At 70.8% G+C, this 23,883-nt stretch carries 27 protein-coding genes; 4 read left to right on the forward strand and 23 right to left on the reverse strand.

What is annotated here, in order from left to right; genetic code table 11:
* Positions 1-44: 44 nt before the first annotated feature.
* From rplT to infC, 3 genes are all read right to left on the reverse strand, one after another.
* Entirely contained in the window at positions 45-434 is a 390-nt protein-coding gene (gene rplT, locus C4K88_RS06645) for a 50S ribosomal protein L20 (RefSeq protein WP_104120868.1), read from the reverse strand.
* Positions 435-529: 95 nt separating this feature from the next.
* On the reverse strand, positions 530-724 hold the full coding sequence (gene rpmI, locus C4K88_RS06650; protein ID WP_104120869.1) for a 50S ribosomal protein L35: 195 nt from the start codon (positions 722-724) through the stop codon (positions 530-532).
* A gap of 101 nt (positions 725-825) precedes the next feature.
* Complete coding sequence (gene infC / locus C4K88_RS06655) at positions 826-2,007, reverse strand: translation initiation factor IF-3 (RefSeq protein ID WP_104120870.1); 1,182 nt, start codon at positions 2,005-2,007, stop codon at positions 826-828.
* A 233-nt stretch (positions 2,008-2,240) separates the two neighbouring features.
* Between infC and C4K88_RS06660 the strand changes: the two genes are divergently transcribed.
* Entirely contained in the window at positions 2,241-2,693 is a 453-nt protein-coding gene (locus C4K88_RS06660) for a DUF1844 domain-containing protein (protein ID WP_104120871.1), read from the forward strand.
* A gap of 86 nt (positions 2,694-2,779) precedes the next feature.
* Here C4K88_RS06660 and C4K88_RS06665 read toward each other — a convergent pair whose 3' ends face one another.
* The 9 genes from C4K88_RS06665 to C4K88_RS06700 all read right to left on the reverse strand — a co-directional run bounded on the left by C4K88_RS06665 (position 2,780) and on the right by C4K88_RS06700 (position 9,831).
* Positions 2,780-4,081, reverse strand: a complete 1,302-nt coding sequence (locus C4K88_RS06665; RefSeq protein WP_104120872.1) for an MFS transporter — start codon at positions 4,079-4,081, stop codon at positions 2,780-2,782.
* Positions 4,082-4,108: 27 nt separating this feature from the next.
* Positions 4,109-4,963 (reverse strand): SseB family protein, encoded by an 855-nt coding sequence (locus C4K88_RS06670; RefSeq protein ID WP_104120873.1) that lies wholly within the window; start codon positions 4,961-4,963, stop codon positions 4,109-4,111.
* Positions 4,960-5,718, reverse strand: a complete 759-nt coding sequence (gene priA / locus C4K88_RS06675; RefSeq protein ID WP_104120874.1) for a bifunctional 1-(5-phosphoribosyl)-5-((5-phosphoribosylamino)methylideneamino)imidazole-4-carboxamide isomerase/phosphoribosylanthranilate isomerase PriA — start codon at positions 5,716-5,718, stop codon at positions 4,960-4,962. Before priA ends, C4K88_RS06670 begins: the two co-directional genes overlap by 4 nt.
* A 57-nt stretch (positions 5,719-5,775) precedes the next feature.
* On the reverse strand, positions 5,776-5,934 hold the full coding sequence (locus tag C4K88_RS17335) for a CG2302 family histidine operon protein (protein ID WP_167398985.1): 159 nt from the start codon (positions 5,932-5,934) through the stop codon (positions 5,776-5,778).
* A 15-nt stretch (positions 5,935-5,949) separates the two neighbouring features.
* The gene (hisH, locus tag C4K88_RS06680; RefSeq protein ID WP_104120875.1) at positions 5,950-6,588 is read right to left on the reverse strand and encodes an imidazole glycerol phosphate synthase subunit HisH; all 639 of its coding nucleotides are present in this window, start codon (positions 6,586-6,588) and stop codon (positions 5,950-5,952) included.
* Positions 6,585-7,202, reverse strand: coding sequence for an imidazoleglycerol-phosphate dehydratase HisB (gene hisB / locus C4K88_RS06685; RefSeq protein ID WP_104120876.1), 618 nt, complete (start codon positions 7,200-7,202; stop codon positions 6,585-6,587). The genes hisH and hisB overlap by 4 nt, the downstream gene beginning before the upstream one ends.
* Before the next feature lie 120 nt (positions 7,203-7,322).
* Complete coding sequence (locus C4K88_RS06690; protein WP_167398986.1) at positions 7,323-8,021, reverse strand: DUF2461 family protein; 699 nt, start codon at positions 8,019-8,021, stop codon at positions 7,323-7,325.
* A gap of 118 nt (positions 8,022-8,139) precedes the next feature.
* Positions 8,140-9,234, reverse strand: coding sequence for a histidinol-phosphate transaminase (locus tag C4K88_RS06695; protein ID WP_104120878.1), 1,095 nt, complete (start codon positions 9,232-9,234; stop codon positions 8,140-8,142).
* An 81-nt stretch (positions 9,235-9,315) separates the two neighbouring features.
* Positions 9,316-9,831: a LysM peptidoglycan-binding domain-containing protein gene (locus tag C4K88_RS06700; RefSeq protein ID WP_241521753.1), complete on the reverse strand. Its 516-nt coding sequence runs from the start codon at positions 9,829-9,831 to the stop codon at positions 9,316-9,318.
* A 365-nt stretch (positions 9,832-10,196) separates the two neighbouring features.
* On the opposite strand from C4K88_RS06700, the gene lexA reads away from it, so the two are divergent.
* Complete coding sequence (gene lexA, locus C4K88_RS06705) at positions 10,197-10,925, forward strand: transcriptional repressor LexA (RefSeq protein ID WP_438502332.1); 729 nt, start codon at positions 10,197-10,199, stop codon at positions 10,923-10,925.
* A gap of 44 nt (positions 10,926-10,969) precedes the next feature.
* Here lexA and C4K88_RS06710 read toward each other — a convergent pair whose 3' ends face one another.
* Both C4K88_RS06710 and hflX read right to left on the reverse strand, forming a co-directional pair.
* Positions 10,970-13,042: an ATP-dependent DNA helicase gene (locus C4K88_RS06710; protein ID WP_104120879.1), complete on the reverse strand. Its 2,073-nt coding sequence runs from the start codon at positions 13,040-13,042 to the stop codon at positions 10,970-10,972.
* Positions 13,035-14,618: a GTPase HflX gene (gene hflX / locus C4K88_RS06715; protein WP_104120880.1), complete on the reverse strand. Its 1,584-nt coding sequence runs from the start codon at positions 14,616-14,618 to the stop codon at positions 13,035-13,037. The genes C4K88_RS06710 and hflX overlap by 8 nt, the downstream gene beginning before the upstream one ends.
* Positions 14,619-14,739: 121 nt before the next feature.
* Between hflX and C4K88_RS06720 the strand changes: the two genes are divergently transcribed.
* Entirely contained in the window at positions 14,740-15,348 is a 609-nt protein-coding gene (locus C4K88_RS06720) for a class I SAM-dependent methyltransferase (protein ID WP_104120881.1), read from the forward strand.
* Between the two features lie 103 nt (positions 15,349-15,451).
* On the opposite strand, the gene dapF is transcribed toward C4K88_RS06720, so the two are convergent.
* From dapF to C4K88_RS06750, 6 genes are all read right to left on the reverse strand, one after another.
* Entirely contained in the window at positions 15,452-16,399 is a 948-nt protein-coding gene (dapF, locus tag C4K88_RS06725; protein WP_104120882.1) for a diaminopimelate epimerase, read from the reverse strand.
* 4 nt (positions 16,400-16,403) lie between these two features.
* On the reverse strand, positions 16,404-17,315 hold the full coding sequence (gene miaA, locus C4K88_RS06730) for a tRNA (adenosine(37)-N6)-dimethylallyltransferase MiaA (protein ID WP_104120883.1): 912 nt from the start codon (positions 17,313-17,315) through the stop codon (positions 16,404-16,406).
* Positions 17,312-18,898, reverse strand: coding sequence for a tRNA (N6-isopentenyl adenosine(37)-C2)-methylthiotransferase MiaB (miaB, locus tag C4K88_RS06735; RefSeq protein WP_104120884.1), 1,587 nt, complete (start codon positions 18,896-18,898; stop codon positions 17,312-17,314). The genes miaA and miaB overlap by 4 nt, the downstream gene beginning before the upstream one ends.
* Positions 18,899-19,026: 128 nt before the next feature.
* A complete protein-coding gene (locus C4K88_RS17735) occupies positions 19,027-20,028 on the reverse strand; it encodes a regulatory protein RecX (RefSeq protein ID WP_241521754.1) in 1,002 nt (333 codons plus the stop codon).
* Between the two features lie 6 nt (positions 20,029-20,034).
* Complete coding sequence (gene recA / locus C4K88_RS06745; RefSeq protein ID WP_104120885.1) at positions 20,035-21,078, reverse strand: recombinase RecA; 1,044 nt, start codon at positions 21,076-21,078, stop codon at positions 20,035-20,037.
* 211 nt (positions 21,079-21,289) lie between these two features.
* Positions 21,290-21,508 carry a DUF3046 domain-containing protein gene (locus C4K88_RS06750; RefSeq protein WP_104120886.1) on the reverse strand — a complete coding sequence of 73 codons (219 nt, stop codon included), beginning with the start codon at positions 21,506-21,508 and terminating at the stop codon, positions 21,290-21,292.
* 208 nt (positions 21,509-21,716) lie between these two features.
* Here C4K88_RS06750 and C4K88_RS06755 point away from each other — a divergent pair, with 208 nt between their 5' ends.
* Complete coding sequence (locus C4K88_RS06755; RefSeq protein WP_104120887.1) at positions 21,717-22,226, forward strand: MarR family winged helix-turn-helix transcriptional regulator; 510 nt, start codon at positions 21,717-21,719, stop codon at positions 22,224-22,226.
* Positions 22,227-22,287: 61 nt separating this feature from the next.
* On the opposite strand, the gene C4K88_RS06760 is transcribed toward C4K88_RS06755, so the two are convergent.
* From C4K88_RS06760 to C4K88_RS06770, 3 genes are all read right to left on the reverse strand, one after another.
* Positions 22,288-22,728: a helix-turn-helix domain-containing protein gene (locus tag C4K88_RS06760; RefSeq protein ID WP_104120888.1), complete on the reverse strand. Its 441-nt coding sequence runs from the start codon at positions 22,726-22,728 to the stop codon at positions 22,288-22,290.
* A 123-nt stretch (positions 22,729-22,851) separates the two neighbouring features.
* Positions 22,852-23,349, reverse strand: coding sequence for a CinA family protein (locus tag C4K88_RS06765; RefSeq protein WP_104120889.1), 498 nt, complete (start codon positions 23,347-23,349; stop codon positions 22,852-22,854).
* Positions 23,346-23,861, reverse strand: a complete 516-nt coding sequence (locus tag C4K88_RS06770; RefSeq protein WP_241521798.1) for a CDP-alcohol phosphatidyltransferase family protein — start codon at positions 23,859-23,861, stop codon at positions 23,346-23,348. The genes C4K88_RS06765 and C4K88_RS06770 overlap by 4 nt, the downstream gene beginning before the upstream one ends.
* Positions 23,862-23,883 lie beyond the last annotated feature (22 nt).

Here is a 23,883-nt window from a genome sequence, read left to right on the forward strand (position 1 = left end):
GTCATCCGGTGCGCGGGCTCGAGGGCCCGCAGCAGCCGATGCGCCTAGGCCGAGGCCTTGAGCGGGGCCGAGGTGTCCGCCGGAAGGGCGTCCTTGGCGAGCTGCACGAGGGCAGCGAAGGCCGCGCCGTCGGTGACGGCGAGATCGGCGAGCATCCGGCGGTCGACCTGGATGTCGGCGGCCTTGAGGCCCTGGATCAGGCGGTTGTAGGTCAGGCCGTTGGCGCGGGACGCAGCATTGATGCGCTGGATCCAGAGGCGACGGAAGTCACCCTTGCGCTTGCGGCGGTCGCCGTAGCTGTAGACGAACGAGTGGAGCAGCTGCTCCTTCGCCTTGCGGTACAGGCGCGAACGCTGGCCGCGGTAACCCTTGGCGCGCTCGAGGATGACCCGACGCTTCTTGTGGGCATTGACTGCCCGCTTCACACGTGCCACGTGCGTACTCCTTCAGTTCTTCTCCGGTCACGGCTGGAGCCGTGAGCGTTGCACCGTGAGTGCCGACGCTTTCCCGGGAGGGGGTGGATTGGTGGTTAGACGCCCAGCATCTTCTTGATGGTCTTGGTGTCGGCCTTCGAGACGATCTTGTCGCCGGCGAGACGGCGCGTCACGGTCGAGGACTTGTGCTCGAGGTAGTGGCGGCGGTTGGCCTGCTGGCGCTTGAGCTTGCCGCTGCCGGTGAGCTTGAAGCGCTTCTTGGCGCCGCTGTGGGTCTTCATCTTCGGCATGGGAACCGATCTCCTTTGGATAGCCGGGGCAGGTGCACCCGGAGTTCGGCACCCGGGGGTGCCTGCTGGTTTGTCGTACCCGGTAGGACAGGGCCGGAGCCCTAGTCCGTGCTTCCGGGCTTGGGGCGGCTGGTCGGGCTCTTGGGAGGAGTTGTCCGTCCGGCTGGCTTGGGGGCCGGTGGCCTGGGCACTCCGGGCTTCGGCATCGCCATGGGCTTTGCCGACACGGCCGGCTTCGGCGCAGGCGCCGCTTCCGGCGAGGCTGCCGGAGCGGCGTTCTCGGTCCGTGCCGCGGGGGCGGAGGAACGGGACGGCGCAGGGCGCTCGGCCGCGGGCCTCGACGATGTGGACCGCGGGGCCGACGAGGTGCGGGCGGGAGCCGCCGAACGGGCCGGTGCGGCCTGTCGGGCGGGTGCAGCCTGAGTCGGGGCAGACGCAGCCGGTGCCGCCGCGGCCGGAGCCTCGGTGGGCGCCGGTGCAGCCTCCTTCACAGGAGCCTCGGGGGCTTCCTGCACGGGAGCCTTCACGGGCGCCGGCTCGCTCCTGATCTCGTAGCCCTCGGGCAGCAGGTCCGCGAGGGACTGCGTCAACGGTGCACCGCTGGAACCGGAGGTGTCGACCCGCTTGGGCTCGCCACCGGCCTTGGCGACCTCGTTGGCGGCCTTCGCCTCGGCACGCTGGGTCTCCCGGCGCGCCTCCGCCTTGGCTTCGGCCTTGTTCTTCGTGGGACCGATCACCATGACCATGTTGCGTCCGTCGATGCGCGGCGAGGATTCGACGATGCCGACCTCGGCGACGTCGTCCGCGAACTTCTGGAGCAGGCGGATGCCCATCTCGGGGCGCTGCTGCTCACGACCGCGGAACTGGATCATGGCCTTGACCTTGTCACCGGCGCCGAGGAAGCGCATGGCGTGCCCGCGCTTGGTCTCGTAGTCGTGGGTGTCGATCTTGAGGCGGAAGCGGATCTCCTTCAGGACCGTGTTGGTCTGGTTCTTCCGTGCCTCGCGCGCCTTGACGGCCGCTTCGTACTTGTACTTACCAAAATCCATGAGCTTGGCGACCGGCGGCTTGGCCTGCGGTGCCACCTCGACAAGATCCAGGTCGGATTCGGCGGCAAGTCGGAGGGCGTCTTCGATACGGACGATTCCTACCTGTTCGCCGGCAGGTCCGACCAACCGCACCTCGGGAACGCGGATACGATCGTTGATTCTTGGCTCGCTAATGTGTGACTCCTGTGGATTCTCGAGCTGAAAACCGCCTGCGGACGAAAGAAGGCCTCCCATCGCATGCGCAATAGGAGGCCTCGACGATCGATCATCGGTGATGCGCGGAAGCCGGAGCTTCCTGCACGATCGCCGGCAGGACCGACCAGGGACCCGGCTACCTGCAATGCGACCTGAGGTCGCACCAGGCAAACGCGGGTGGGAGAGGACTCCGCTTGCATACCGGCATCTGAGTCTGCTCGAAGAGCACAGCGACTAACAGCGACCGGTTGGTCTATGCCAAGCTTACCAGCATGGACACGCCACACGACAACCCGCAGCACTCCCCCTCCGACGGACCGGCCACGCCCTCGCGCCGCAGCTTCTCCGAGGAGCAGGACCACGCCTCCGGCCCGTCGGAGGAGGCCGAGCAGGGCGTCCGGCAGCAGATGCGGGACATCTCCGAGGTGGCCGCGGTGGAAGTCATCGTGACGTCGGCAGTACACCTCATGAGCGCCGCCGCCGTGAAGTGCGGCCTCGGCCACGAGGAGAACGCCGAGCAGCTCAAGGACCTCGACGAGGCCCGGAAGCTGATCACCGCGCTGGCCGGATTCGTCACGGCCGCCGCGCCGGAGATCGGATCCCAGCACGCAGGACCGCTGCGTGACGGGCTCCGGTCGCTGCAGCTCGCGTTCCGCGAGGCCTCGATCATCCCGGACGCACCCGGCCAGGGCCCCGGCGAGAAGTACACGGGTCCGGTCAACTGACCCGCCCCTGACCGGCAGGCACGGGAACGGCCCGCACCCATCCGGGTGCGGGCCGTTTCCATCGGAGTCCCGACCGCGCCGCCGACCTACCGGGAGAGGCCCGCGGTGTCCGTCGCCTTCGTCCTACTGCCCAGGTTCCGCGCCAGGAAGCCGGCGGCGCCGAGGAGCGCCCCGACGAGGCCCACCGCGGTGAAGCCGCCCCAGGGTCCGACGGCATCGATGAGGAGTCCGGCGACCGGCGCCCCGAGGGCGACCCCGGAGGTCAGCGCCGAGCCGTACCAGCCCATCGCCTCGCCGCGTCGGTCCTCGGCCACGAGGTCCGCCACCTTCTCGGAGGCGGCGGAGAGGACGGGCGCGCAGAGCAGACCGGCCGGGATGGAGAGCAGGGCCAGCGACAGCGTGGTCTCGGCGAAGCCCATGGGCAGTGTCAGCAGCGCCATCCCGAGCAGCAGGAGCGACGGCGGGATCGGCCGGTGCAGCGCGCCATAGACGAGCCCGCCGACCACCGATGCGGCGCACCACGCCACGAAGACGAGGCCGAGGCTGCTCTCGTTGCCCGTCTGCTCGAGCGCCGCGACGATGCCCACCTCGGTTCCCGAGAGGAGGAGTCCGGCACCCGCGGCGGTGATCATGACCATGACCAGCGGCACCGTCAGCCAGGGCAGCGCCCTCCGGATCCCCCTACGCAGTAGCGACGCCGTACGCCGCTCCGGGGCACCGGCGCTCCGGGCACCGATGAGATCGGCCGCTGCCTCGTTCATGCCGGCCGGGGCGGACGCCGCGACCGTGACGGCGTCGGGGAGCTGGTCCGATCGCGTGGGCGGGTTGAACCACATGAGGAAGAGGCCCGCGGAAGCCGAGGCTATCCCGACCAGGGTCAGGCCGAGCACGGTGGACACCTGGGTGGCCAGGACCACGCCCACGGCAGGGCCTGCCATGAAGATGACCTCGGTGGAGATGGCGTCGAGCGTGTACGCGGTGCGCCGCCGGTCGCCGTCCACGAGGACGCCGAGTGCCTGCCGGATCACGGAGAAGGCCGGCAGGGTGAAGAGCCCGCCGATCAGCGCCGCGACGAGCAGCCACTGGTAGGACAGGTGCGGGGCGACGGACCAGATGACGGCCTCCGCGACGACCGACGGGATGAGCGCGCGGCGCAGTCCCGCACTGTCGATCCGCCGGCCGCGCCAGGGCGCACCCACGGCGATGCCGATCGTGACGACGGCGGCGACGGCGCCCGCTTCCGCATAGCCGCGGTCGAGGGTCTGGACCACGTGCAGCGTGAGCAGTACCCCGGCGGCCGAGTGCGGGAAGCGGGCGATCATCCCGACGAGGAGCAGCCTCCGGACGGAGCGGATGCGCAGCAGGTCCCGGTATACGGCGAAGTTCACTGTTCGACTTTCTGGCCGACGACCCCGTCAGCGGGTGAGTTTGATGTCGAGCGAATCGACGCGGTCCACGAAGTCGGTGAGGTCCAGGAGCTTCCCGCGGAAGGACGCGACGGCGTCGCGCACCCCGTCGGGAGACAGGCCCGGGCGGAGCTGGAGATCCATGCGGAGTTCGGGGCCCGGTCCCCCACCGGACGCAATGCTACCGTCGGCGGTCCGCGTCAGCACTCCGCCGGCCGGGCGCAGGCCCACCGTGAGGACCTCCTCCTGCCGGCCGGCCGCCTCCTCGACGAGGAACGCCACGGCCGGGTCCTCGTACGACGGCGTCCAGGGGACCTGCTGGGCCAGGGCCCAGACGGCGGGGCGCCGCACAACGAAGGTGAGGTCGGCCCCGGGGTCGAGCACCATCAGCTGCGCGTCCTCGGCGGCCGCCGCGAGGGCCGCACGCGACGCATACGCCGCGACGGGCCGCGCCTCGCCGTGCCAGCGCGCCAGGGCCTCGGTCGTGGAGAAGACCGGAAGTGCCTTCCGGCCGTCGGGCGACGTGAGCGTGACGAGCGCCATCTCGGCCTCCTTGTCGGCGTGCAGCCCGGAGGCACCCTCGGCCTGCTCGCTGAGCAGGGCGACGATCGGGATGAACACCCGGGCCGTGGTGAGGGCCTCGACCACTGCCCGCTCGGCAGTCCCGCTCCCTGTTCCGGGCTGCAGGAGCCCGGCCAGCGCTGCGACGAGCCCTGGGTCGGCCGAGCCGTCGTCGTCGTCGAAGGCGTGCAGCGGGTTCTCCGGACCGGACAGGTCGCGGCCCGCCCAGGGCCGCCCGGCGGAATCGGTCGTGTTGCCGGCGAGGGCCGCGGCGATGTGGGCGGGGAGTTGCCGGCCGCTCACGCGTCCGAGGCGGGCAGCCCTGCCACGTCCAGTGCCTGCGGCAGGGTGAAGGCCCCGGCGTAGAGGGCCTTGCCCACGATCGCGCCTTCGAGCCCGAGGGGCGCGAGCTCGCGGAGGGCGGCGATGTCGTCGAGGCTGGAGATACCGCCCGAGGCGACGACGGGGCGGGTGGTCTTCGTGAGGACCTCCCGCAGGAGCGCGAGGTTCGGGCCCTTCAGCGTGCCGTCCTTCGTCACGTCCGTCACGACGTAGCGCGCGCAGCCGGCGTCCTCGAGTCGCTGGAGGACCTCCCACAGGTCCCCGCCCTCCTCGGTCCAGCCGCGTGCTGCGAGCGTGGTCCCCCGGACGTCGAGCCCGACGGCGACGGCGTCCCCGTACCGGGCGATCACCCGCTCCGTCCACTCGGGGTTCTCGAGGGCCGCGGTGCCGAGGTTGACGCGCGTCGCACCGAGTTCCAGCGCCGCGTCCAGCGATGCGTCGTCGCGGATGCCCCCGGACAGTTCCACCTTGATGTCGAGGCTCCGGACGACGCGCTCGAGCAGGTCCTTGTTGGACCCGCGGCCGAAGGCGGCGTCGAGGTCCACGAGGTGCACCCACTCGGCGCCGGCGTCCTGCCAGGCACGGGCGGCGTCCACCGGATCCCCGTAACCGGTCTCGCTGCCCGCCTCTCCCTGGACCAGGCGGACGGCCTGGCCGTCGGCGACGTCGACGGCGGGGAGGAGCTCGAGGGTGGGCGTTTCAGTGAGGGGGCTCATGGTCTGCTTTCGTACGGGCGGCGGGGCCGCGGTGGGTTGTGGCGGTGGGAGGCTGGGTCAGTCGCCGGGCAGTGTGAACAGGTAGGCGGCCAGGAGGGCCAGACCGGCGAGGGCGAGGAATGCGATCCACACCCAGCGCGGGAATTCCTGGCCGCGCAGGGAGAAGGCGCCGCCGATGAGGAGACCGGCGACGCCCATGAGCACGAGGCTCAGCATCGGTTCACCACTGGATCAGCGCAGCCCGTCGATCCAGTTGCGCAGGAGCTGCGCCCCCGCGTCACCGGACTTCTCGGGGTGGAACTGGGTGGCGCTGAGCGGGCCGTTCTCGACGGCGGCGATGAACCGGCCGCCGTGGTCGGACCAGGTGACCTGCGGGGGCTTCATGGCGGGCTGGGTGACGTCGAAGGACCAGTCCTGCACGCCGTAGGAGTGCACGAAGTAGAACCGCTCGTCGGCGAGGCCGTCGAACAGGACGGTGTCCTCCGGCGGTTCCACGGTGTTCCAGCCCATGTGGGGCACGACGTCGGCCTTGAGCCGTTCGACGGTGCCGGGCCATTCGCCCATGCCGGGCGTGCGCACGCCGTGCTCCACGCCCTCGTCGAACAGGACCTGCAGTCCCACGCAGATCCCCAGCACGGGGCGGCCGCCGGCAACCCGGCGCCCGATCATCCGGAGGGCGTCGACGTCCTTGAGGCCCTTCATGACGGCGGCGAAGGCCCCGACACCGGGGACGAGGAGTCCGTCGGCGTTCAGGACGTCGTCGGGCTTGGCACTCAGGACGACGTTCGCGCCCACGTGTTCGAGGGCGCGCACCACGGAGTGGACGTTGCCCGATCCGTAGTCGAGGACGGTGACGGTGCGCGCTGTCACAGGGCTCCCTTCGTGGACGGGATGCCCTCGACCCGGGGGTCCGGTTCGACGGCGGCGCGGAGCGCACGGGCGAGTGCCTTGAACTGCGCCTCGACGATGTGGTGCGGGTCGCGGCCGGCGATGACGGTGACGTGCAGGCAGATCTGGGCGTGCAGGGCGAGCGCCTCGAAGACGTGGCGTGTCAGCGATCCCGTGAAGTGCCCGCCGATGAGGTGGTACTCCTGGCCGGCCGGCTCCCCGCCGTGCACGAGGAAGGGGCGGCCCGAGATGTCGACGACGGCGTTGGCGAGTGCCTCGTCCAGCGGGACGGTGGCCTCGCCGAAGCGCCGGATCCCGGCCTTCGTGCCGAGGGCGATCCGCAGGGCCTCGCCGATCGCGATGGCCGTGTCCTCCACCGTGTGGTGGACGTCGATGTGGGTGTCCCCGGAGGAGGCGATGGTCATGTCGATGAGCGAGTGCTTCGACAGGGCGGTGAGCATGTGGTCGTAGAACGGCACCGTGGTGTCGATCGACGACACCCCGGTGCCGTCGAGATCGAGCTCCACGAGGACCTTGGACTCGCTCGTGACGCGCTCGATACGGGCCGTACGGCCGCGGGCGGCATCAACTGTCATGGCTTCTTCCTTCTGTGTGCACCATTCCGGCGCGGATCGTCGTGGGACCAGGACGGGCGGCGCGAGCCGCCCGGCGGTCCTGCCCTTCAAGTCTAGGCGCAGCGGGTCGAGAGGTTCGCGTCAGCGTGCGCCGGTCCCTCGACGGGGACCGAACCGGTCCTCGGCGGTGAGGGCGGACGCCCCCACGTAGCGGGCCAGCCACTCGTGCAGCGCTGCGGGTTCGCGCAGGAGGTCGTCGATCCCGGCCGAGGCGGAGGGAACATCCGCCCACGCGGGCCGGCGGACGCGGTGATTGACCTCGATCCCCTTCCACCGCAGCAGATCCGCCCTGGGGTGGTCCGCGGGGTAGCCCCGCGGGACGCCCTTCAGGGGCTGGGCCCGTCCGGGCCGGATCATCATGCCCCGCACGGTGAGCGCACTGATGACCGCGATCAGGGCCGGGCCCGAGGCGTCGTCGGCCACCGCGGCCCGGAACGCGGCGAGCTGGTCCGCCGCGGGGAACGGCAGGCCGGTCGCGACGAGCAGGCCGAGGCTGCCCACACGGAGGAATGCCCCCACCCCGTCGGGCCGCTCGGAGACCGCGCCGATGAAGGTCTTGTAGGGCGGACTGTCCGCCCGGAAGCGGACGTCGTTGTGCGGGCGGTAGATCCGCCAGTCCGAGAAGGTCGTCAGCGCTGCGCACACCGCGGCGAAGACCGGCCGGATGCCGGTGTCGTACAGCGTTCGCCGGCGCGCCCAGGCCTCGCGCGTGTTCTCCGCCTCCAGCTGGGCGAAGAACGCCTGCGCCTCATCGAAGATCGGGCGATCCATGCGAGCCATGCGAGCCATGATGGGTGATCGCCCTGAACGGCGCAAGTGCCGACGGCACGGCTCCGACAGGGCTGCGGCAGGGCTTAGCCAGGGCTCCGGTCGGGCTGAGTGCGTCCCGCGTCAGGCGTCAGAGCAGCGTCGCCAGCGCCTTCAGGAATGCCGTCGTCTCCGCTTCCGTGCCGGCGGTGACCCGCAGGGATCCCGGGATACCGACATCCCGGATGAGGACGCCTGCGTCCAGGAGGCCCTGCCAGACGCGGTGGGGATCGTCGAGGCCCGTGAAGAAGACGAAGTTCGAATCGGACGGCGCCGGTGAGAGCCCGAGGGCCTCGAGTTCCCGCACGATGCGATCGCGCTGCACCTTGATCGCCTCGACGTTCGCCAGGAGGGTGTCCGCGTGGGTGAGCGCGGCGTTGGCGGCAGCCTGGGTGATGGCGGAGAGGTGGTAGGGCAGCCGAACCAGCCGCAGGGCGTCCGTGATCTCCGGCGCCGCCGCGAGGTAGCCGATCCGCGCCCCGGCGAGGGCGAAGGCCTTGCTCATGGTCCGGGACACGAGCAGGCGCGGGCGTCCGGGCAGCAGGGTGAGGGCACTGGCGGTGCCCTCCTGGGCGAACTCGCCATACGCCTCGTCCACGATGATGATGGCGCGCGCGTCCTCGCCTGCCTCGTAGGCCGCCTCGACGACGTCGAGTCCCAGCGCCGTCCCGGTGGGGTTGTTCGGCGAGCACAGGAACACGATGTTCGCTCCCGAGTCACGGACCGCCCGGGCGGTGCCCTCCGGCGTCATGGTGTAGGCCGCGCCGCGGGCGGCGGTGACGTAGCGCGTACCGGTTCCGCTGGCGAGCAGGGGGTACATCGAGTAGGTGGGAGGGAACCCGATCGCGGTCCGACCGGGCCCGCCGAACGCCTGGAGGACCTGCTGCAGCACCTCGTTGGATCCGTTGGCGGCCCACAGCTGATCCGGTGTCAGACCGTGCCCGAGATAAGCGGCGAGATTCTTCCGCAGCTCCGTGAATTCACGGTCGGGGTAGCGGTTGAGGCCCTGGGTCGCCTCCGCCACGGCTTCCACGATGGCCGCGTGCACGTCTGCCGGAACGCCGTAGGTGTTCTCGTTGACGTTGAGCAGGATCGGGACGTCCAACTGCGGGGCGCCGTACGGGTGCAACCCGACGAGGTCGTCACGCAGGGGAAGGTTGGCGAGGGCTTCGACAGAGGAGGGCACCCCGCCAGTTTAAGGGACGCCGTCTTCCAGGGGCGAACGGGCCGGGGCGAGCGCGCGATGCTCATCCCGCGGCAGTTCCGCTCATCCCGCGGCGGGTACCGCGATACTCTGCCCGGCCTGCACCACGGAGCTCCGGAGGTCGTTCAGCTCGACGATCTCCGCGACGACGTCCCGGGGATCGCGCTCCGGTGCGTAATGGACGGCGAGATCCCACAGGGTGTCGCCGCTGGCGACACTCACCTCGACCGTGGCTGTGGACGCCGGCGCCGACTCCCCGGCCTGGGCCTGCGACGTCAGGAAGGCCGCGAGGAGGATCAGGGCTGCGACGCCCAGCGCGATCGGCAGGCCGACCAGCAGCAGGCGTCCCCGCCGGGTAAGGGTCAGGGGACGGTCCGCACTCCGCTGCGTGGAGGTACGGGGCTGCATGGAGGTACGGGACTGCGTGGAGGTACGGGACTGCGTGGAGGTGCCGGCCGCGAAGGCCGGTGGGGTCGGGGTCGTGGGCCAGGACGGATCGGGCGCGGAGACGAGCCGGAGGTGGTTCTCGGGGCGAGCGGGCGTCCACAGCGAGCTGCCATGCAGTACGGGTGTAACCATTGCCGTTCCTCTTTCCTTCGAATGCTCTGACCGGACGAACATCCCGGTTAGAACACACGTTCTAATAAGCCTCTGCCTATTTCTAGCATCTACGATCGACCCGTGTCGAGACTCGCTCGAACATATGTTTGAAAACTGCCTCCGTCTGTCCTAGCGTAGAAAGATCAGGACATCGTCGGCGGATACTGCCCTCCGAGGGCGGTCCACTGGTCGATGCATCTCACACAACCAGCCGCCTCTGACAAAACGGCTTCCGATCCACGGAAGCGCACCGGCGGTGATGACGGGATCAGCGATCCCAGGCGAAAGGCGCAACAGTGGCGGAATCACCAGAGGCAGCCCGGCAGGAATCGAACACTGCCGATGTGTCGGCAGACGCCGTGCCCATCTCCGCGGGCCGGGGCAGGCCGCGCGGCCGCTCGGCGTCCAAGGGGCTGACCGCCCGGCAGCTGACGATCCTCGAGACGATCCAGCGGTCGATCGCCGACAAGGGCTATCCGCCGTCCATGCGGGAGATCGGCGACACCGTGGGCCTCGCGAGCCTGTCCAGCGTGACCCATCAGCTGTCGCAGCTGGAACGGCTCGGCTACGTACGCCGGGACCCGAAACGCCCTCGCGCCATGGAGGTCCTCCTCCCCCTGACCCTCGCCCCGGACACCTCGAACGCCCAGCCCGGGACGTCCGCGGACGGCAAGCCCGCCGAGCACCGGATCGCCGTCGACACCGCCCTGGTGCCGCTGGTCGGGCGCATCGCCGCGGGCGGACCGATCCTCGCGGACCAGGTGGTCGAGGACGTCATGCCCCTCCCGCGCCAGCTCGTGGGTCACGGGGATCTGTTCATGCTCCGGGTCTCTGGGGATTCGATGGTGGACGCCGCCATCTGCGACGGCGACTGGGTAGTGGTCCGCCGGCAGCAGAGCGCCCAGAACGGCGACATCGTGGCTGCGCTGCTCGACGAGGAGGCCACCGTCAAGACCTTCCGGCAGCGGGACGGGCACACGTGGCTGCTGCCGCAGAACACCCGCTACGAGCCCATCCTCGGTGACCATGCCAGCATCATGGGCAAGGTCGTCTCGGTGATGCGCGCGCTGTAGCCCGCGCAGGGCGGGCCCGCCCGGCGCGGGCACGCCCGGACGTGTCAGCGCCCGGAGAGCCGTTCCAGGATGCCCGTGACGGTCGCGCGGTCCGTCGTCGCCCAGAAGGGCGGGAGGGCGGAACGGAGGAAGCCCCCGTACCGTGCGGTGGCCAGGCGGCTGTCCAGGACGGCGACCACGCCGCGGTCCCCCGTGGCCCTGATCAGGCGCCCGGCGCCCTGCGCCAGCCGGACCGCCGCATGCGTCGCGGACACGCTCATGAAGCCGTTGCCCCCGCTACGGGCCACCGCCCGGGTCCGTGCGGTCATCAGCGGATCATCGGGCCGCGGGAACGGGATGCGGTCGATCACGACGAGGCGGCACGAGGACCCCGGCACGTCCACGCCCTGCCACAGTGACATGGTGCCGAACAGGCAAGTGTCCGGTTCGTCCGTGAACTGCGTGACCAGGGCGTTGAGCGAGGACTCCCCCTGGCACAGGATCTCGAAGTCGACCTTCGGACGCAGCGCCTCCGCGGCCTCCTCGGCGGCGCGCTTCGACGAGAACAGGCCCAGCGCGCCTCCCCTGGACGCGGTGAGCAGGCGCAGGAGCTCCTCGAGCTGGGCCTCCGAGGTGCCGCGCTCGGGCTTCGGCAGGTCCTTCGCCACGTAGAGGACGCCCTGCCGGGGATAGTCGAAGGGGCTTCCGACGTCGACGCCGCTCCAGGCGGGCGCTCCGGGGCCGCTGAGTCCCAGTGACCCGGCCACGGGACCGAACTCGGAGCCGATGGCGAGGGTCGCGGAGGTCAGGATCACGGTGTGGTCCTCGAACAGTCCCTCCCGCAGACGCCCGGCGACGGACAGCGGCGCGACATTGAACGTGGCGGGCGCGCTCTCGTCGGGCTGGGCGTAGCCGGAGCCGGGCGTGAAGGTGCTGGGCCGCGACGCCCACACCACCTCGCCCAGGTCCGATGCCGCGAGGATCCGCTCGGCGAGCTCGAAGACCAGGGTGGTGCGGGAGCGGGCGACCTGCCGGCCGCCGTCGACGTCGGCCTCGGACTTGCCGTCCGTCTTCGTGTCCGACAGCGCGGCGCGGCACGCGTCCCGGACCTGGGCGAGGGCCTGCTCGAGGTCCTCCGGGAGGCCGCCGGGCAGCAGGCCCGAGGGGACGAGCTCCGCGGCCGCCTCGAACGCGTCGGCCGCCGTGTCGAGCGTGCCCGTGGTGATCGAGGCGTGGCGGCGGAGGGCCGCGGCGGCCGCGCTCACCATCGAGGCGGAGAGCTGGCCGGAGACGGCGCCGGTCACGCGGTCGTGGAGTTCGTGCGCCTCGTCGATGACCACGACGTCGTACTCCGGCAGCACTGCGAGCCCCTCGAAGGCGCTGATTGCGAGCATCGCGTGATTGGTGATGATGATGTCGGCGTCCGCCGCGGCCGCCCGCGCCTTCTCGCTGAAGCACTCTGCGGCCATCGGACACCGGGCAGCACCGAGGCACTCCATGCTGGAGACGGAGACCTGGCGCCAGGCGCGATCGCTCACCCCGGGCACGAGATCGTCGCGGTCACCCGTGGCGGTCTCCTCGGCCCAGTCCCGCAGCCGTACCACCTCCCGACCCAGGGCCGAGGACGGTGCGTCCGCCGCCGGGGACGGATGCGGCGCGGCGTCCTCGCCGAGCGTGAAGAGGGTGCCGGGGGCGTCCTCCTCCGGGAATCCGCCGCCGGTCTTGTGGAGGCAGACGTAGTTCGACCGCCCCTTGAGCAGGGCGACGTCGACGGGCCGCGTCAGCGCGGGCCGTACGGCGTCCAGGAGGCGCGGGAGGTCCCGGCCCACGATCTGCGCCTGGAGGGCGAGCGTCGCCGTCGAGACGACCGAGGGCCGGTCGCTGTCCATCGCGTGGGCGATCAGTGGGACGAGGTACGCGAGCGATTTTCCGGTGCCCGTGCCGGCCTGGACGAGCAGGTGCTCGCCCGAGCGGATCGACTCGCTGACCTGGCGGACCATCTCGTGCTGGCCGCCGCGCATCTCCCCGCCCATGGCGCCTACTGCGGCGTCGAGCAGTTCGAGGGCCTGCCGTGCTTCGTCCGAGTGGCGGGACGCGTCCGGCGCCGCCACGGCGCCGGACCGCGTGCTCTCACTCATGCCGGACGTACGCCTCCAGCTCGGCGGCCAGGCCCTCCCGGACCATCACTTCCAGACGTGTCCCCTCACCGATGTGCTCCAGGCCGAGGATCTCGACGTCCTCCTCGTGGAGGCGGCTGAGGATCTCCCCGCGCTCGTACGGCACCATGAGGTCCAGCTTCACGCCGGGGCGGGGGATGCTCGTGCTGATGAGCTGGCGCAGCTCCGTGAGCCCCTCGCCGGTGCGCGCGGAGACGACGACGGTGCGGGGTTCGCGCTGCCGCAGCCGCTCGATGACGAAGGGATCGGCGGCGTCGGCCTTGTTCAGCACGATGATCTCGGGCACCCTGCGGGCGTCGACCTCGGTCAGCACGGCGCGGACCGCGGCGATCTGCCCCTCGGGATCGGGGTGGGAGGCGTCGACGACGTGGAGGATGAGATCGGAGTCGGCGACCTCCTCCAGGGTCGAGCGGAACGCCTCGATGAGCTGGGTGGGCAGCGAGCGGACGAACCCGACGGTGTCGGCGAGGGTGTAGCCGATCCCGTCCGGGGTCTCCGCCCGGCGGACCGTGGGATCCAGTGTCGCGAACAGCGCGTTCTCGACGAGCACCCCGGCGTCGGTGAGCCGGTTCAGCAGGGACGACTTGCCGGCGTTCGTGTAGCCGGCGATGGCCACGGACGGCACCTGATTGCGGCGTCGGTTGGACCGCTTGGTCTCCCGGGCCGGCTTCATGCCCGCGATCTCACGGCGGAGCTTCGCCATGCGCGTGCGGATCTTGCGCCGGTCGAGTTCGATCTTGGTCTCGCCCGGACCACGCGAGCCCATGCCGGCGCCCGCACTGCCGACCTGGCCACCGGCCTGGCGGGACATCGATTCGCCCCAGCCGCGGAGGCGCGGAAGGAGGTACTCGAGCTGCGCGAGTTCGACCTGCGCCTTGCCCTCGCGGCTCTTCGCGTGCTGGGCGAAGATGTCGAGGATCAGGGCGGTGCGGTCGATGACCTTGACCTTGACGATGTCCTCCAGCCCGCGGCGCTGCGACGGCGAGAGTTCGCTGTCCACGATGACGGTGTCCGCACCGGTGGCCTGGACGATGCCCTTGAGCTCCTGGGCCTTGCCCGAGCCGAGGAAGGTACCCGGGTCCGGCTTGAGGCGCCGCTGCACGATGCCGTCGAGGACTTCCGACCCGGCGGTCTCGGCCAGTGCGGCGAGTTCCTGGAGGGAGTTCTCGGCGTCCTGCGCCGTCCCTTCGCTCCACAGGCCGGCGAGGACCACGCGCTCCAGGCGGAGCTGCCGGTACTCGACCTCGGTGACGTCCTCGAGCTCCGTGGACAGGCCGGCGACACGCCGCAGAGCCCGGCGCTCGGCCAGGTCCTGCTGGTCTCCGTCGGCGTCCGACGGCGTGTCGTCGTGGGACAGCGCCTGGGCCCGTGCTCGCCAGGTCTTCTCGGTCGGGGCGGGGCTGTCCCCCGCTCCCGGTGTGTCCTTCGTTGCCTTCGCCACGGCAGCTTCATCGCTGGCGAGGATCCGGTCGATGACGGCTTGGATTTCCTCCGGGCCCATGTCGGCGCCGGTGGAATGTCCGTGATTCTCGGTCATAGTCTCCCTAGATGGATGTCGTCCAATCCTACGGCGGGCGCCCGGCGGGCTCCAGCGTATTCTCCCAGCGCGAAACCCGCTCGCACGGAGGTCCCTCCGGCGTGCCGATAGGCTTCTGTCCATGGAGTCCCAGCACTATTTCAGCGCCCAGCCCGCAGGGCCGGACACCCGCCGACCGCTCTCCGTCGTCCTGGGCGGGGTGCGCCGGGACCTCGTGACGTCGTCGGGCCTGTTCAGCCCCGACGGCGTGGACAAGGGCACCGCGATCCTGCTCGACGCCGTCCCTGATCCCCCGGGCGGCCGCCTGCTGGACATCGGCTGCGGATGGGGGCCGATCGCCCTCACGATGGCCCTGAAGGCGCCCGACGCCGAGGTCCACGCCGTGGACGTCAACGAGCGCTGCATCGCGCTGACTGCGGAGAACGCGGCGCGCCTCGGACTGCGCAATGTGGCGGCCGGCACCCCGGACACCGTGGACGACGCCCTGGAGTTCGACACCATCTGGTCCAACCCGCCCATTCGCATCGGCAAGCAGGAACTGCACGCGCTGCTCCTGCGGTGGCTTCCGCGCCTCGCCCCGGGCGGCCGCGCCTGGCTGGTGGTGCAGAAGAACCTCGGCGCGGACTCGCTGCAGCGCTGGCTGGCCGAGGAGCTGCCGGAGGGCTTCCGGGTGCGCCGTGCGGACACGTCGAAATCCTTCCGCATCCTCGAGGTGCATCGCGCGGACTGACCCCGGCCTGCACGGGCACCAACCCGACCCGACTCGGTCGTCCGACTCGGTCGGCCGACTCGGTCGTCCGGCTCGCTCGTCCGGCTCGGCCGGCCCGACCCGATCAGTCGGACGGCAGGAGAACGCCCTCGGCGACGAGGGCCGCGGGGCCGCTGAGCAGGACGTGCTCGCGGCCGTCGGGGCCGTCGACGAACTCCACGCCGACGACGCCGCCCGGGACGGCCACCTGCCACCGCGTCGGCGCGCCCTGGCCGGCCCAGAAGCGCGTGGCCGCCGCGGCGGCGCACGCTCCGGTGCCGCAGGACTGCGTCTCACCGACGCCCCGCTCGTGGACGCGCATGCTGAGCCGGCCCACGCCGTCGTCGCCCACCAGCGGATCGGCGGGCACCACGAGTTCCACGTTGGTCCCCTCCGGCGGCACCGGCTGCACGGTGGGGGCCCGGTGCAGTTCGGTCCTCTGCAGTTCGGCGGACTCGGCCAGCGCGACGACGGTGTGCGGGTTGCCCATGCTGATGGACAGGGCCGGGCGATCGACGTCGAGCCCGCCGATCTCCACGAGGGAGTCCATGCCGCGGGCGACGGCGGCGTCGGGGTGGATGAACTCCCACGGGCCCATATCCACCGCGTAGCCGTCGTGCGAGCGGGTCACGCGCTTGACGCCCGCGCGGGTGGCGATGGCGAGTTCACCACCCTCGGGGAGGTCCGCCACCGCCGAGGAGAGCAGGAAGTGGGCGAAGACGCGCACGCCGTTGCCGCACATCTCGGACACGGACCCGTCCGCGTTGCGGTAGTCCATGAACCACTCGGCCTCCGGCGCGGTCTGCAGGAGTGCCCGACCCTCGGGCAGGGCGGACGACCGCACGGCGCGGATGTAGCCGTCGGCACCGATCCCCCGGTGCCGGTCGCAGAGCGCGGCGACGAAGGCTGCGTCGTCGGGGGCCGAAGCGTCCGGGTCGAGGGTCAGGACGAAGTCGTTGCCGGTGCCGTGGCCCTTGGTGAAGGAGAGGCCGGCGGACTGCCCGGAAGTGGCGGAGGCTCGGTGGTCGGTCACCGTTCTAGGATAGGTCCCCGTGCCGCTGCACCAGGCCGACCGCGCGGTCGACGAGGCCGGGAGCCTGCCAGTCGGTCCAGGCCACACGCGGGTCCCCGCGGAACCAGGTCAGCTGGCGCCGGGCGAATCGGCGGGTCGCGGCGATGGTGTCCTCGACGGCGTCGGCCTCCGTCATGGAGCCGTCCAGCACCCGGAGGAACTGCCCGTATCCGAGGGCGCGCGAGGCCGTCCGCCCGTCCCGGAGCCCGGCCCCGGCGAGGCGGGCGACCTCGTCCGCGAGCCCGGCCCGCACCATCGCGTGGACCCGGTCGGCGAGCCGTCCCCGCAGGACGTCGCGGTCGACGGCGAGGCCGATCTGCACGGCGGGTTGGTGGTACTCCCGGCGCGGCATGAAGGCGCTGAACGGCCGTCCGGTGATCTCGTGCACCTCGAGGGCGCGGATGAGCCGACGGTCGTCGTCGATCCGGTCGGCGGAGGCAGGGTCCACGGCCCGCAGGCGCCCGCGGAACGCCGCACTCCCGGTGGCGGTGAGTTCCGCCTCGAGGCGGGCACGCACAGCGGGGTCGGTCGGCGGGAACTCGAGATTGTCGAGCGCTGCGCGGAGGTACAGGCCGGATCCGCCGACGAGGACGGGCACCCGGTGCCGGGCACGGATCTCCCCGATGACTCGGCGGGCGTCCTCCTGGTAGGCGGCGACGCTCGCCTCCTGCGTGACGTCCAGGACATCGAGCAGGTGGTGGTCGATGCCCTGACGCTCCGCCGGGTGCAGCTTGGCCGTCCCGATGTCCATGCCGCGGTAGAACTGGAGGGCGTCGGCGTTGACGACCTCCCCATCGAGGCGCCGGGCCAGGGCGATCCCGAGCTCCGACTTGCCGGACCCCGTGGGGCCGACGACCGCGACCACGGGAAGGGTCAAGGACGCCCTCCACGGACCGGCAGGGACGGCATCCCCAGCGCGACGGGCCGCGGGGCACCAGCAGGACCGCCGCCGTCGGGCCCGGCACCGGACGGGGCGGGGACACCGCAGGAGTCGGCCTGGCTCCTGTCCCACGCGTCGCCGGCCCGGGAGCGGCGCACGGCGTACTGCTCCGGCGCGGGGTCCGACAGCAGGTGGAAGGAGGCCGCCTCGGTGACGGGCACCGTCACGACGTCCCCCGGCCGGGGCACGGGGCCGCCGTCGGGGACTGAGAAGTGGACGAGCCGCTGGTCCCGTGCACGTCCGGTGAGCCGGTGCGTCTCGCCGCCCTTGCGGCCCTGCTGGTCGGTGACGAGCACCTCGACCACCGTCCCGACCTGCCGGGCGTTCTCCTCGCGACTGATGCGGTCCTGCAGGGCGGTCAGTCGCTCGAAGCGCTCCTGCACCACGGCCTTGGGCAGCTGGTCGGGCAGGTCCGCGGCGGGGGTCCCGGGCCGTCTGGAGTACTGGAAGGTGAAGGCCGTGGCGAAGCGGGACTGTTCGACGACGTCGAGGGTGGCCTGGAAGTCCTCCTCCGTCTCGCCCGGGAAGCCCACGATGATGTCCGTGGAGATGGCGGCGGAGGGCATCCGGTCGCGGACCCGTTCCAGGATGCCGAGGAAGCGGCTGGACCGGTACGACCGGCGCATCGCCTTGAGGACGCGGTCCGAGCCCGACTGCAGAGGCATGTGCAGCTGCGGCATCACGTTCGGCGTCTCGGCCATCGCGTCGATCACGTCGTCGGTGAACGCTGCCGGATGGGGGCTCGTGAACCGGACCCGCTCGAGGCCCTCGATCGAGCCGCAGGCACGCAGCAGCTTCGCGAAGGCACCCCGGTCGCCGAACTCGACGCCGTAGGAGTTGACGTTCTGGCCGAGGAGTGTGACCTCGACGGCGCCGTCCGCGACGAGGGCCTCGATCTCGGCGAGGATCTCCCCCGGCCGGCGGTCGCGCTCCTTGCCCCGCAGCGACGGCACGATGCAGAACGTGCAGGTGTTGTTGCACCCCACGGAGATGGAGACCCAGCCGGCGTAGACCGACTCCCGCCGCGTCGGCAGGGTCGAGGGGAAGACGTCGAGGGACTCCAGGATCTCCAGCTGGGCGTCCTGGTTGTGGCGTGCCCGCTCGAGCAGGGCGGGCAGTGCGCCGATGTTGTGTGTGCCGAAGACGGCATCCACCCAGGGCGCCTTCTTCAGGATGGTTTCCCGGTCCTTCTGCGCGAGGCACCCGCCGACGGCGATCTGCAGGTCAGGTCGGGCCTCCTTGACGGCCTTGAGGATCCCGAGGTTGCCGTAGAGCTTGTTGTCCGCGTTCTCCCGGACCGCGCAGGTGTTGAATACGACGACGTCCGCCTGACCGCCCTCCACGCGCGACAGTCCGGCGCCCTCGAGCAGGCCGGAGATCCGCTCCGAATCGTGCACGTTCATCTGGCAGCCGAACGTCCGCACCTCGTAGGTGCGCCGGTCGCCTGCTCCGGGCGCGACGGGCGGAGCGGCCGCTGCGGTCAGGCCGGGCGCCCTTCGTGTATCAGGCGCGTCGGGCATGCTGCGGGGGGCCTCATCGAGGGAGACGGGAAGTGTCGTACTCACGTCCTCAAGCGTACGGCGGGCAGGCGGAGCCCCCACAATCCCGGCGCCCCTCCCGATGCCAGGCCTGGCCCTGTCCGATGCGGTCACCCGGCGTCGGCGATGACGTCCCTGACGATCGAGAACGCCCTGCCGGGGCTGTACCCCTTGCGGGCGAGCACCCCGACGAGGCGCTTCATCTCCTTCTCCCGCACGGTGCGGTCCGCGAGGTCGGCGCTGCGGCGGAGCTTGCGGCGCACGACGTCCCGGGCCTGTTCGTCCTCGTCCTCGTCGGAGAGCTGCAGCAGGGCGTCTTCTGCCAGGTCGGCGTCGATGCCCTTGTCCGCGAGCTCGCGCCGGAGCGAGGACCGGGAGAGCGACTTGGCGGCGGTGCGGGTGCGCACCCACATGCGGGCGAACTCGGCGTCGTCGATGAGCTGCACCTCCTCGAACCTGTCGAGGAGGGCTGTGGCGATCGGCGATGGCACGTCCCGCTCGGCGAGCTTCCGCTCGAGTTGATGCCGGCTCCGCGCCCCCAGGGCCAGTTGGCGGAGCAGGACCGACCGCGCGAGCGACGTCCACTCCTCGTCGGTCCGGATGTGCGCGTCCTCCCCCGACGCCGCATCATCCGCGGTGTCGCGGGGATCTGCGCCCGTGCGGGAGTTGCCTGCGCCGCCGGGCGACCCGCCGTCGCCGCGACGCCCGCGCCGCGCTCCCGGGGACCGGCGTCCGCCGCCGCGTGCGCGCCGACCGGTGTCGTCTCCGTCGCCCGCTTCGGGACTGTCGAACAGGGCCTCGTCGGGCCGTGCGTCGTCGGCCAACGCACCATCAGGCAGGTCGGCGTCGGCGGAGGCACCGACCACCGGGCCGAACGGATCATCGAAGGACGCCCGGCCTGACGGGCCTCCGCGGCGCCGGGCCCGCGGAGTCCCCTGCCCCCGGGCCGACGTCGACCTGCTGAAGGAGGACGCCGACCGCGACGATTTCTGCCGTGCGGACCGGGGCGGCCGTGGCTGCTCGGGGCTCGCCGGTTCGGCGGAACTGTCCGAGCCGAACAGGTCGTAGGAGGTCCCCCAACCGCCCGGGTCCGGTCCGGTCTCCGATGCCACCGGGGCCTACTCGCCGCTGACGGCCTTGAGCTTGGGGGCGTCCGGCTCCTCCGGCTGCACTCCGATGCCCAGCTTCACCCTGATCTTCTGCTCGAGCTCGTCGGCCAGACCCGGGTTGTCCTTGAGGAACTTCCGGGCGTTCTCCTTGCCCTGCCCCAGCTGGTCGCCGTCGTAGGTGAACCAGGCGCCGGACTTCTTGACCAGTCCGTTCTCGACACCGACATCGATCAGGCCGCCCTCACGGGAGATTCCGTAGCCGTACAGGATGTCGAACTCGGCCTGCTTGAACGGCGGGGCCATCTTGTTCTTGACGATCTTGGCGCGTGTCCGGTTGCCGACCGGGTTGACGCCCTCCTTCAGGGTCTCGATGCGTCGCACGTCGATACGGACCGACGCATAGAACTTCAGCGCCTTGCCGCCCGTGGTGGTCTCGGGGCTGCCGAAGAACACGCCGATCTTCTCGCGGAGCTGGTTGATGAAGATGGCCGTGGTCTTGGTCTGGGCGAGCCGGCCGGTGATCTTGCGGAGCGCCTGGCTCATGAGCCGGGCCTGGAGGCCGACGTGGCTGTCGCCCATCTCGCCCTCGATCTCGGCGCGGGGCACGAGGGCCGCGACCGAGTCGATGACGACGATGTCGATCGAGCCCGAACCGATGAGCATGTCCATGATCTCGAGCGCCTGCTCGCCGGTGTCGGGTTGCGAGACGAGGAGCGCGTCGGTGTCGACGCCCAGCTTCTTCGCGTACTCGGGGTCGAGGGCGTGCTCGGCGTCGATGAAGGCGGCGATGCCGCCGTTGCGCTGGGCGCTGGCGACGGCGTGGAGGGCGACGGTGGTCTTACCCGACGACTCGGGACCGTAGATCTCGACGACCCTGCCGCGGGGCAGTCCGCCGATGCCGAGAGCCGCATCCAGGGCGATGGAGCTCGTGGAGATGGTCTCGATAGGGGCCCTGGTCTCGTCCCCGAGTCGCATGATCGAGCCCTTGCCGTACTGCTTGTCGATCTGGGCGAGAGCAGCTTCTAGGGCTTTCTCGCGGTCTGGAGCGGCCATTCTTCACCTCGGTTGTTCATGGCCTGCCGGCCTGTGATTACGTGTTCGATTCGACTGTAGGGGCCCGCACCGACACTTTGCGGAGGGGTCGTCGCCATGTGCACAACAGCGCTCGGGCCGTTCGTCCATTCTATCCCTGTCCGAACAGATATTCGATTATCTGGCCGTTCCTCCGTGTGTCCCCGGGCCGCGGGACGGACGGACCCTCGGGTCAGCGCGGCGTGACGTCCCGGCCGAGCCAGCGGCTGACGGGCACATCCTGCGCCCGGCACACCGCTTCCCAGACGGTCTTCGGATCGGTGCCCGCGCCCAGCGCCTCGGACGCCGTCCTGTCCCCCAGGCCGTCGACGACGAGATCGCGGGCCAGCGTCCGCGAGTAGCGTTCCCCGAACTCGTCGTCCATCAACCGCCAGAAGTCGCTCAACCGCATACGCTGTCCCTTGCTCTCGTCGTGGGCCGGTCGTCCGTTCCGACACTCCTACCATTCTCGGTCCTGTCCGCACCACCGGCACACCGATCACCTGTAGCGTCCCGGCGGAATCACCCGAGAGGATGACTCGCACCCGGAATGCGCGGTCCGTATCACGATTCAGGCGGTGGGGCATGGCGATTCCGCCCCGTCGCCCTAGAATGGCCCCATGAATGCGAAGCCGAGCACCACCGACCCCGGCCCGGGCCGGGCAGGCTATCCCGGGGAGGATGCCGACACCGACGTGGCCATCGAAGCCCTGGAACAGCAGCTGAGCATGCTGTGGCGCCGCGCCCGGTCGAACTCCTACAAGGTGGCGCGCCGGGTGCACCCCGACATGGAACCGGCAGCGTACGGACTCCTGGTGATCCTGCAGCGCGAGGGCTCGATGCGCCTCACCGACATCGCCGCGAGCGTGGGAGTGGGCAAGCCGTCCGTCAGCCGGCAGATCGCGATGCTGGAGCAACTGGGCCTCGTCCGGAAGGAAGCGGACCCGCTCGACGGCCGGGCGCAGTCCATCTCGCTGACGGATGCCGGCACGCGGCAGCTCGTGGCCGCGCAGACCGCCCGGAAGCAGGCCTTCCACCAGCTCATGGAGGACTGGGACGTGGAGGACCTCACCCGCCTCGGCACCCTGATCGCGCAGCTCAACAACACCTACACCCGCGACAACTGGTAGCAGACGGCAGGAAGGCCCGTCCCCTGTTCGTACCGGGGACGGGCCTTCCTTGTACGGGTGACTAGCGGTTCGTGGCCGCGAGCCCCCGGCGGAAGTCGTCGTTCAGATCGTCCGTGAGGTCGTCCCCGAATTCGCGGGAGAACTCCTGGGGGATCGTGTCGGGGATCGACACGCCTTCTGCTTCTGCCAGGCGGTCACTGACCTCCCGGAGCATCGAGGAGAGTGGCACCTCGAGTGCACTGCAGATTGATGAGAGGAGTTCGGAAGATGCTTCCTTCTGTCCACGCTCCACCTCGCTGAGGTATCCGAGGGAGACCCTCGCACTGTGCGACACCTCACGCAGGGTACGGCCCTGGCGCTGGCGCACGTCCCGGAGGACGTCACCGATCTCGTGGCGGAGAACCACCAGCTTGCGCTCCTTGGGCTTGCGTTGTGCATCATCCGCCAACCCCACATCACGCCAACGGACCACGCCGTTTACGGATACGGGCTGCTTTACCATCTGGATCGCCTTGCTCCCTCATAATGTGGCGGCGTCCGATGGACGACCGCCCCGTGATGATGACCTGCCCGTTCTACTTGAGCCTGAGTCGCCAACCCTATCAACGGCCGACAGACTATATAACTACCCTTGGTCACTCTTTGTTCCCCCGACCAGCACCGCGTGGAGCTCGTCGAGCACCGCATCACGGGACGCCGCCCTGATCGCGTCGCGGCCTCCGGAGAAGTGATGCTCGGCCGTCGTCGTGCCCGACGCGGTGGAAATCGCCGTGAATACGGTCCCTACGGGCTTCCCCTCGTGGGGTGAGGGTCCGGCGACGCCGGTCGTGGCGACACCGATGTCCGCCGAGAACGCGGCCCGCGCGCCGTCCGCCATCGCCGCGGCGACGCGTGCATCGACGGCTCCCGCGCGGGCAAGAAGGTCGGCGTCGACGTTCAGGAGCTTCTGCTTGACAGAGATCTGGTAGGCGACTACACCGCCCTGCAGGACGGAGGAGGCTCCCGGGACGTCGGCGAGCGTTGCGGCGACCATCCCGGCGGTCAGGGATTCGGCCGTGGCCACGGTGAGACCCCGCCGCGTGGCCAGCCCGACGACGTCGGCCGCCCGTCCCGCGCCGGTCACGAGCGGGCGGCGGCCCGGAGGCGGATGGCCTGGACGATGTAGTCGACGCCGGTCACCACGGTGATCACGACGGCGGCCGCCATGACCGCGGCGGCGGGCCACCAGGCCCACGGCCCGAGCATGGTCTGCAGCGGGATGAGGAACAGCAGGATCGCGGCGGTCTGGACGACCGTCTTCAGCTTGCCCCCGCGCGAGGCGGGCATGACCCCGTAGCGGATCACGGCGAACCGCAGGAGGGTGATCCCGATCTCGCGGACCAGGATGACGATGGTGACCCACCACCACAGTTCGCCCAGGTAGGACAGCATGATCAGGGCGGAGCCGATGAGCAGCTTGTCGGCGATCGGGTCGGCGATCTTGCCGAAGTCCGTGATCAGGCCCCTGCTACGGGCCAGGTCGCCGTCGAGCTTGTCGGTGTAGATCGCCGCCGCGAAGACCAGGACGGCGAGCCAGCGGAACAGGCCGTCGCGGCCGTCGTCGAGGAGGAGGAACCAGACGAAGAACGGCACCATGAGGATACGCACGACCGTGAGG

The organism is Arthrobacter pityocampae, from assembly GCF_002927275.1.
GTDB lineage: Bacteria > Actinomycetota > Actinomycetes > Actinomycetales > Micrococcaceae > Arthrobacter_D > Arthrobacter_D pityocampae.

Coding starts and splice junctions, on each gene's coding strand:
- hflX (WP_104120880.1), bottom strand. CDS start 14,618: ATGACCGAGAATCACGGACATTCCACCGGCGCCGACATGGGCCCGGAG.
- C4K88_RS06755 (WP_104120887.1), top strand. CDS start 21,717: ATGAATGCGAAGCCGAGCACCACCGACCCCGGCCCGGGCCGGGCAGGC.
- C4K88_RS06750 (WP_104120886.1), bottom strand. CDS start 21,508: ATGCGGTTGAGCGACTTCTGGCGGTTGATGGACGACGAGTTCGGGGAA.
- rpmI (WP_104120869.1), bottom strand. CDS start 724: ATGCCGAAGATGAAGACCCACAGCGGCGCCAAGAAGCGCTTCAAGCTC.
- C4K88_RS06700 (WP_241521753.1), bottom strand. CDS start 9,831: ATGGTTACACCCGTACTGCATGGCAGCTCGCTGTGGACGCCCGCTCGC.
- C4K88_RS06770 (WP_241521798.1), bottom strand. CDS start 23,861: ATGGTGCCGTTCTTCGTCTGGTTCCTCCTCCTCGACGACGGCCGCGAC.
- C4K88_RS06690 (WP_167398986.1), bottom strand. CDS start 8,021: ATGGCTCGCATGGATCGCCCGATCTTCGATGAGGCGCAGGCGTTCTTC.
- priA (WP_104120874.1), bottom strand. CDS start 5,718: ATGAGCCCCCTCACTGAAACGCCCACCCTCGAGCTCCTCCCCGCCGTC.
- C4K88_RS06660 (WP_104120871.1), top strand. CDS start 2,241: ATGGACACGCCACACGACAACCCGCAGCACTCCCCCTCCGACGGACCG.
- C4K88_RS17335 (WP_167398985.1), bottom strand. CDS start 5,934: ATGCTGAGCCTCGTGCTCATGGGCGTCGCCGGTCTCCTCATCGGCGGC.
- C4K88_RS06760 (WP_104120888.1), bottom strand. CDS start 22,728: ATGGTAAAGCAGCCCGTATCCGTAAACGGCGTGGTCCGTTGGCGTGAT.
- C4K88_RS06710 (WP_104120879.1), bottom strand. CDS start 13,042: ATGAGTGAGAGCACGCGGTCCGGCGCCGTGGCGGCGCCGGACGCGTCC.
- hisB (WP_104120876.1), bottom strand. CDS start 7,202: ATGACAGTTGATGCCGCCCGCGGCCGTACGGCCCGTATCGAGCGCGTC.
- miaB (WP_104120884.1), bottom strand. CDS start 18,898: ATGCCCGACGCGCCTGATACACGAAGGGCGCCCGGCCTGACCGCAGCG.
- infC (WP_104120870.1), bottom strand. CDS start 2,007: ATGGGAGGCCTTCTTTCGTCCGCAGGCGGTTTTCAGCTCGAGAATCCA.
- recA (WP_104120885.1), bottom strand. CDS start 21,078: ATGGCCGCTCCAGACCGCGAGAAAGCCCTAGAAGCTGCTCTCGCCCAG.
- C4K88_RS06720 (WP_104120881.1), top strand. CDS start 14,740: ATGGAGTCCCAGCACTATTTCAGCGCCCAGCCCGCAGGGCCGGACACC.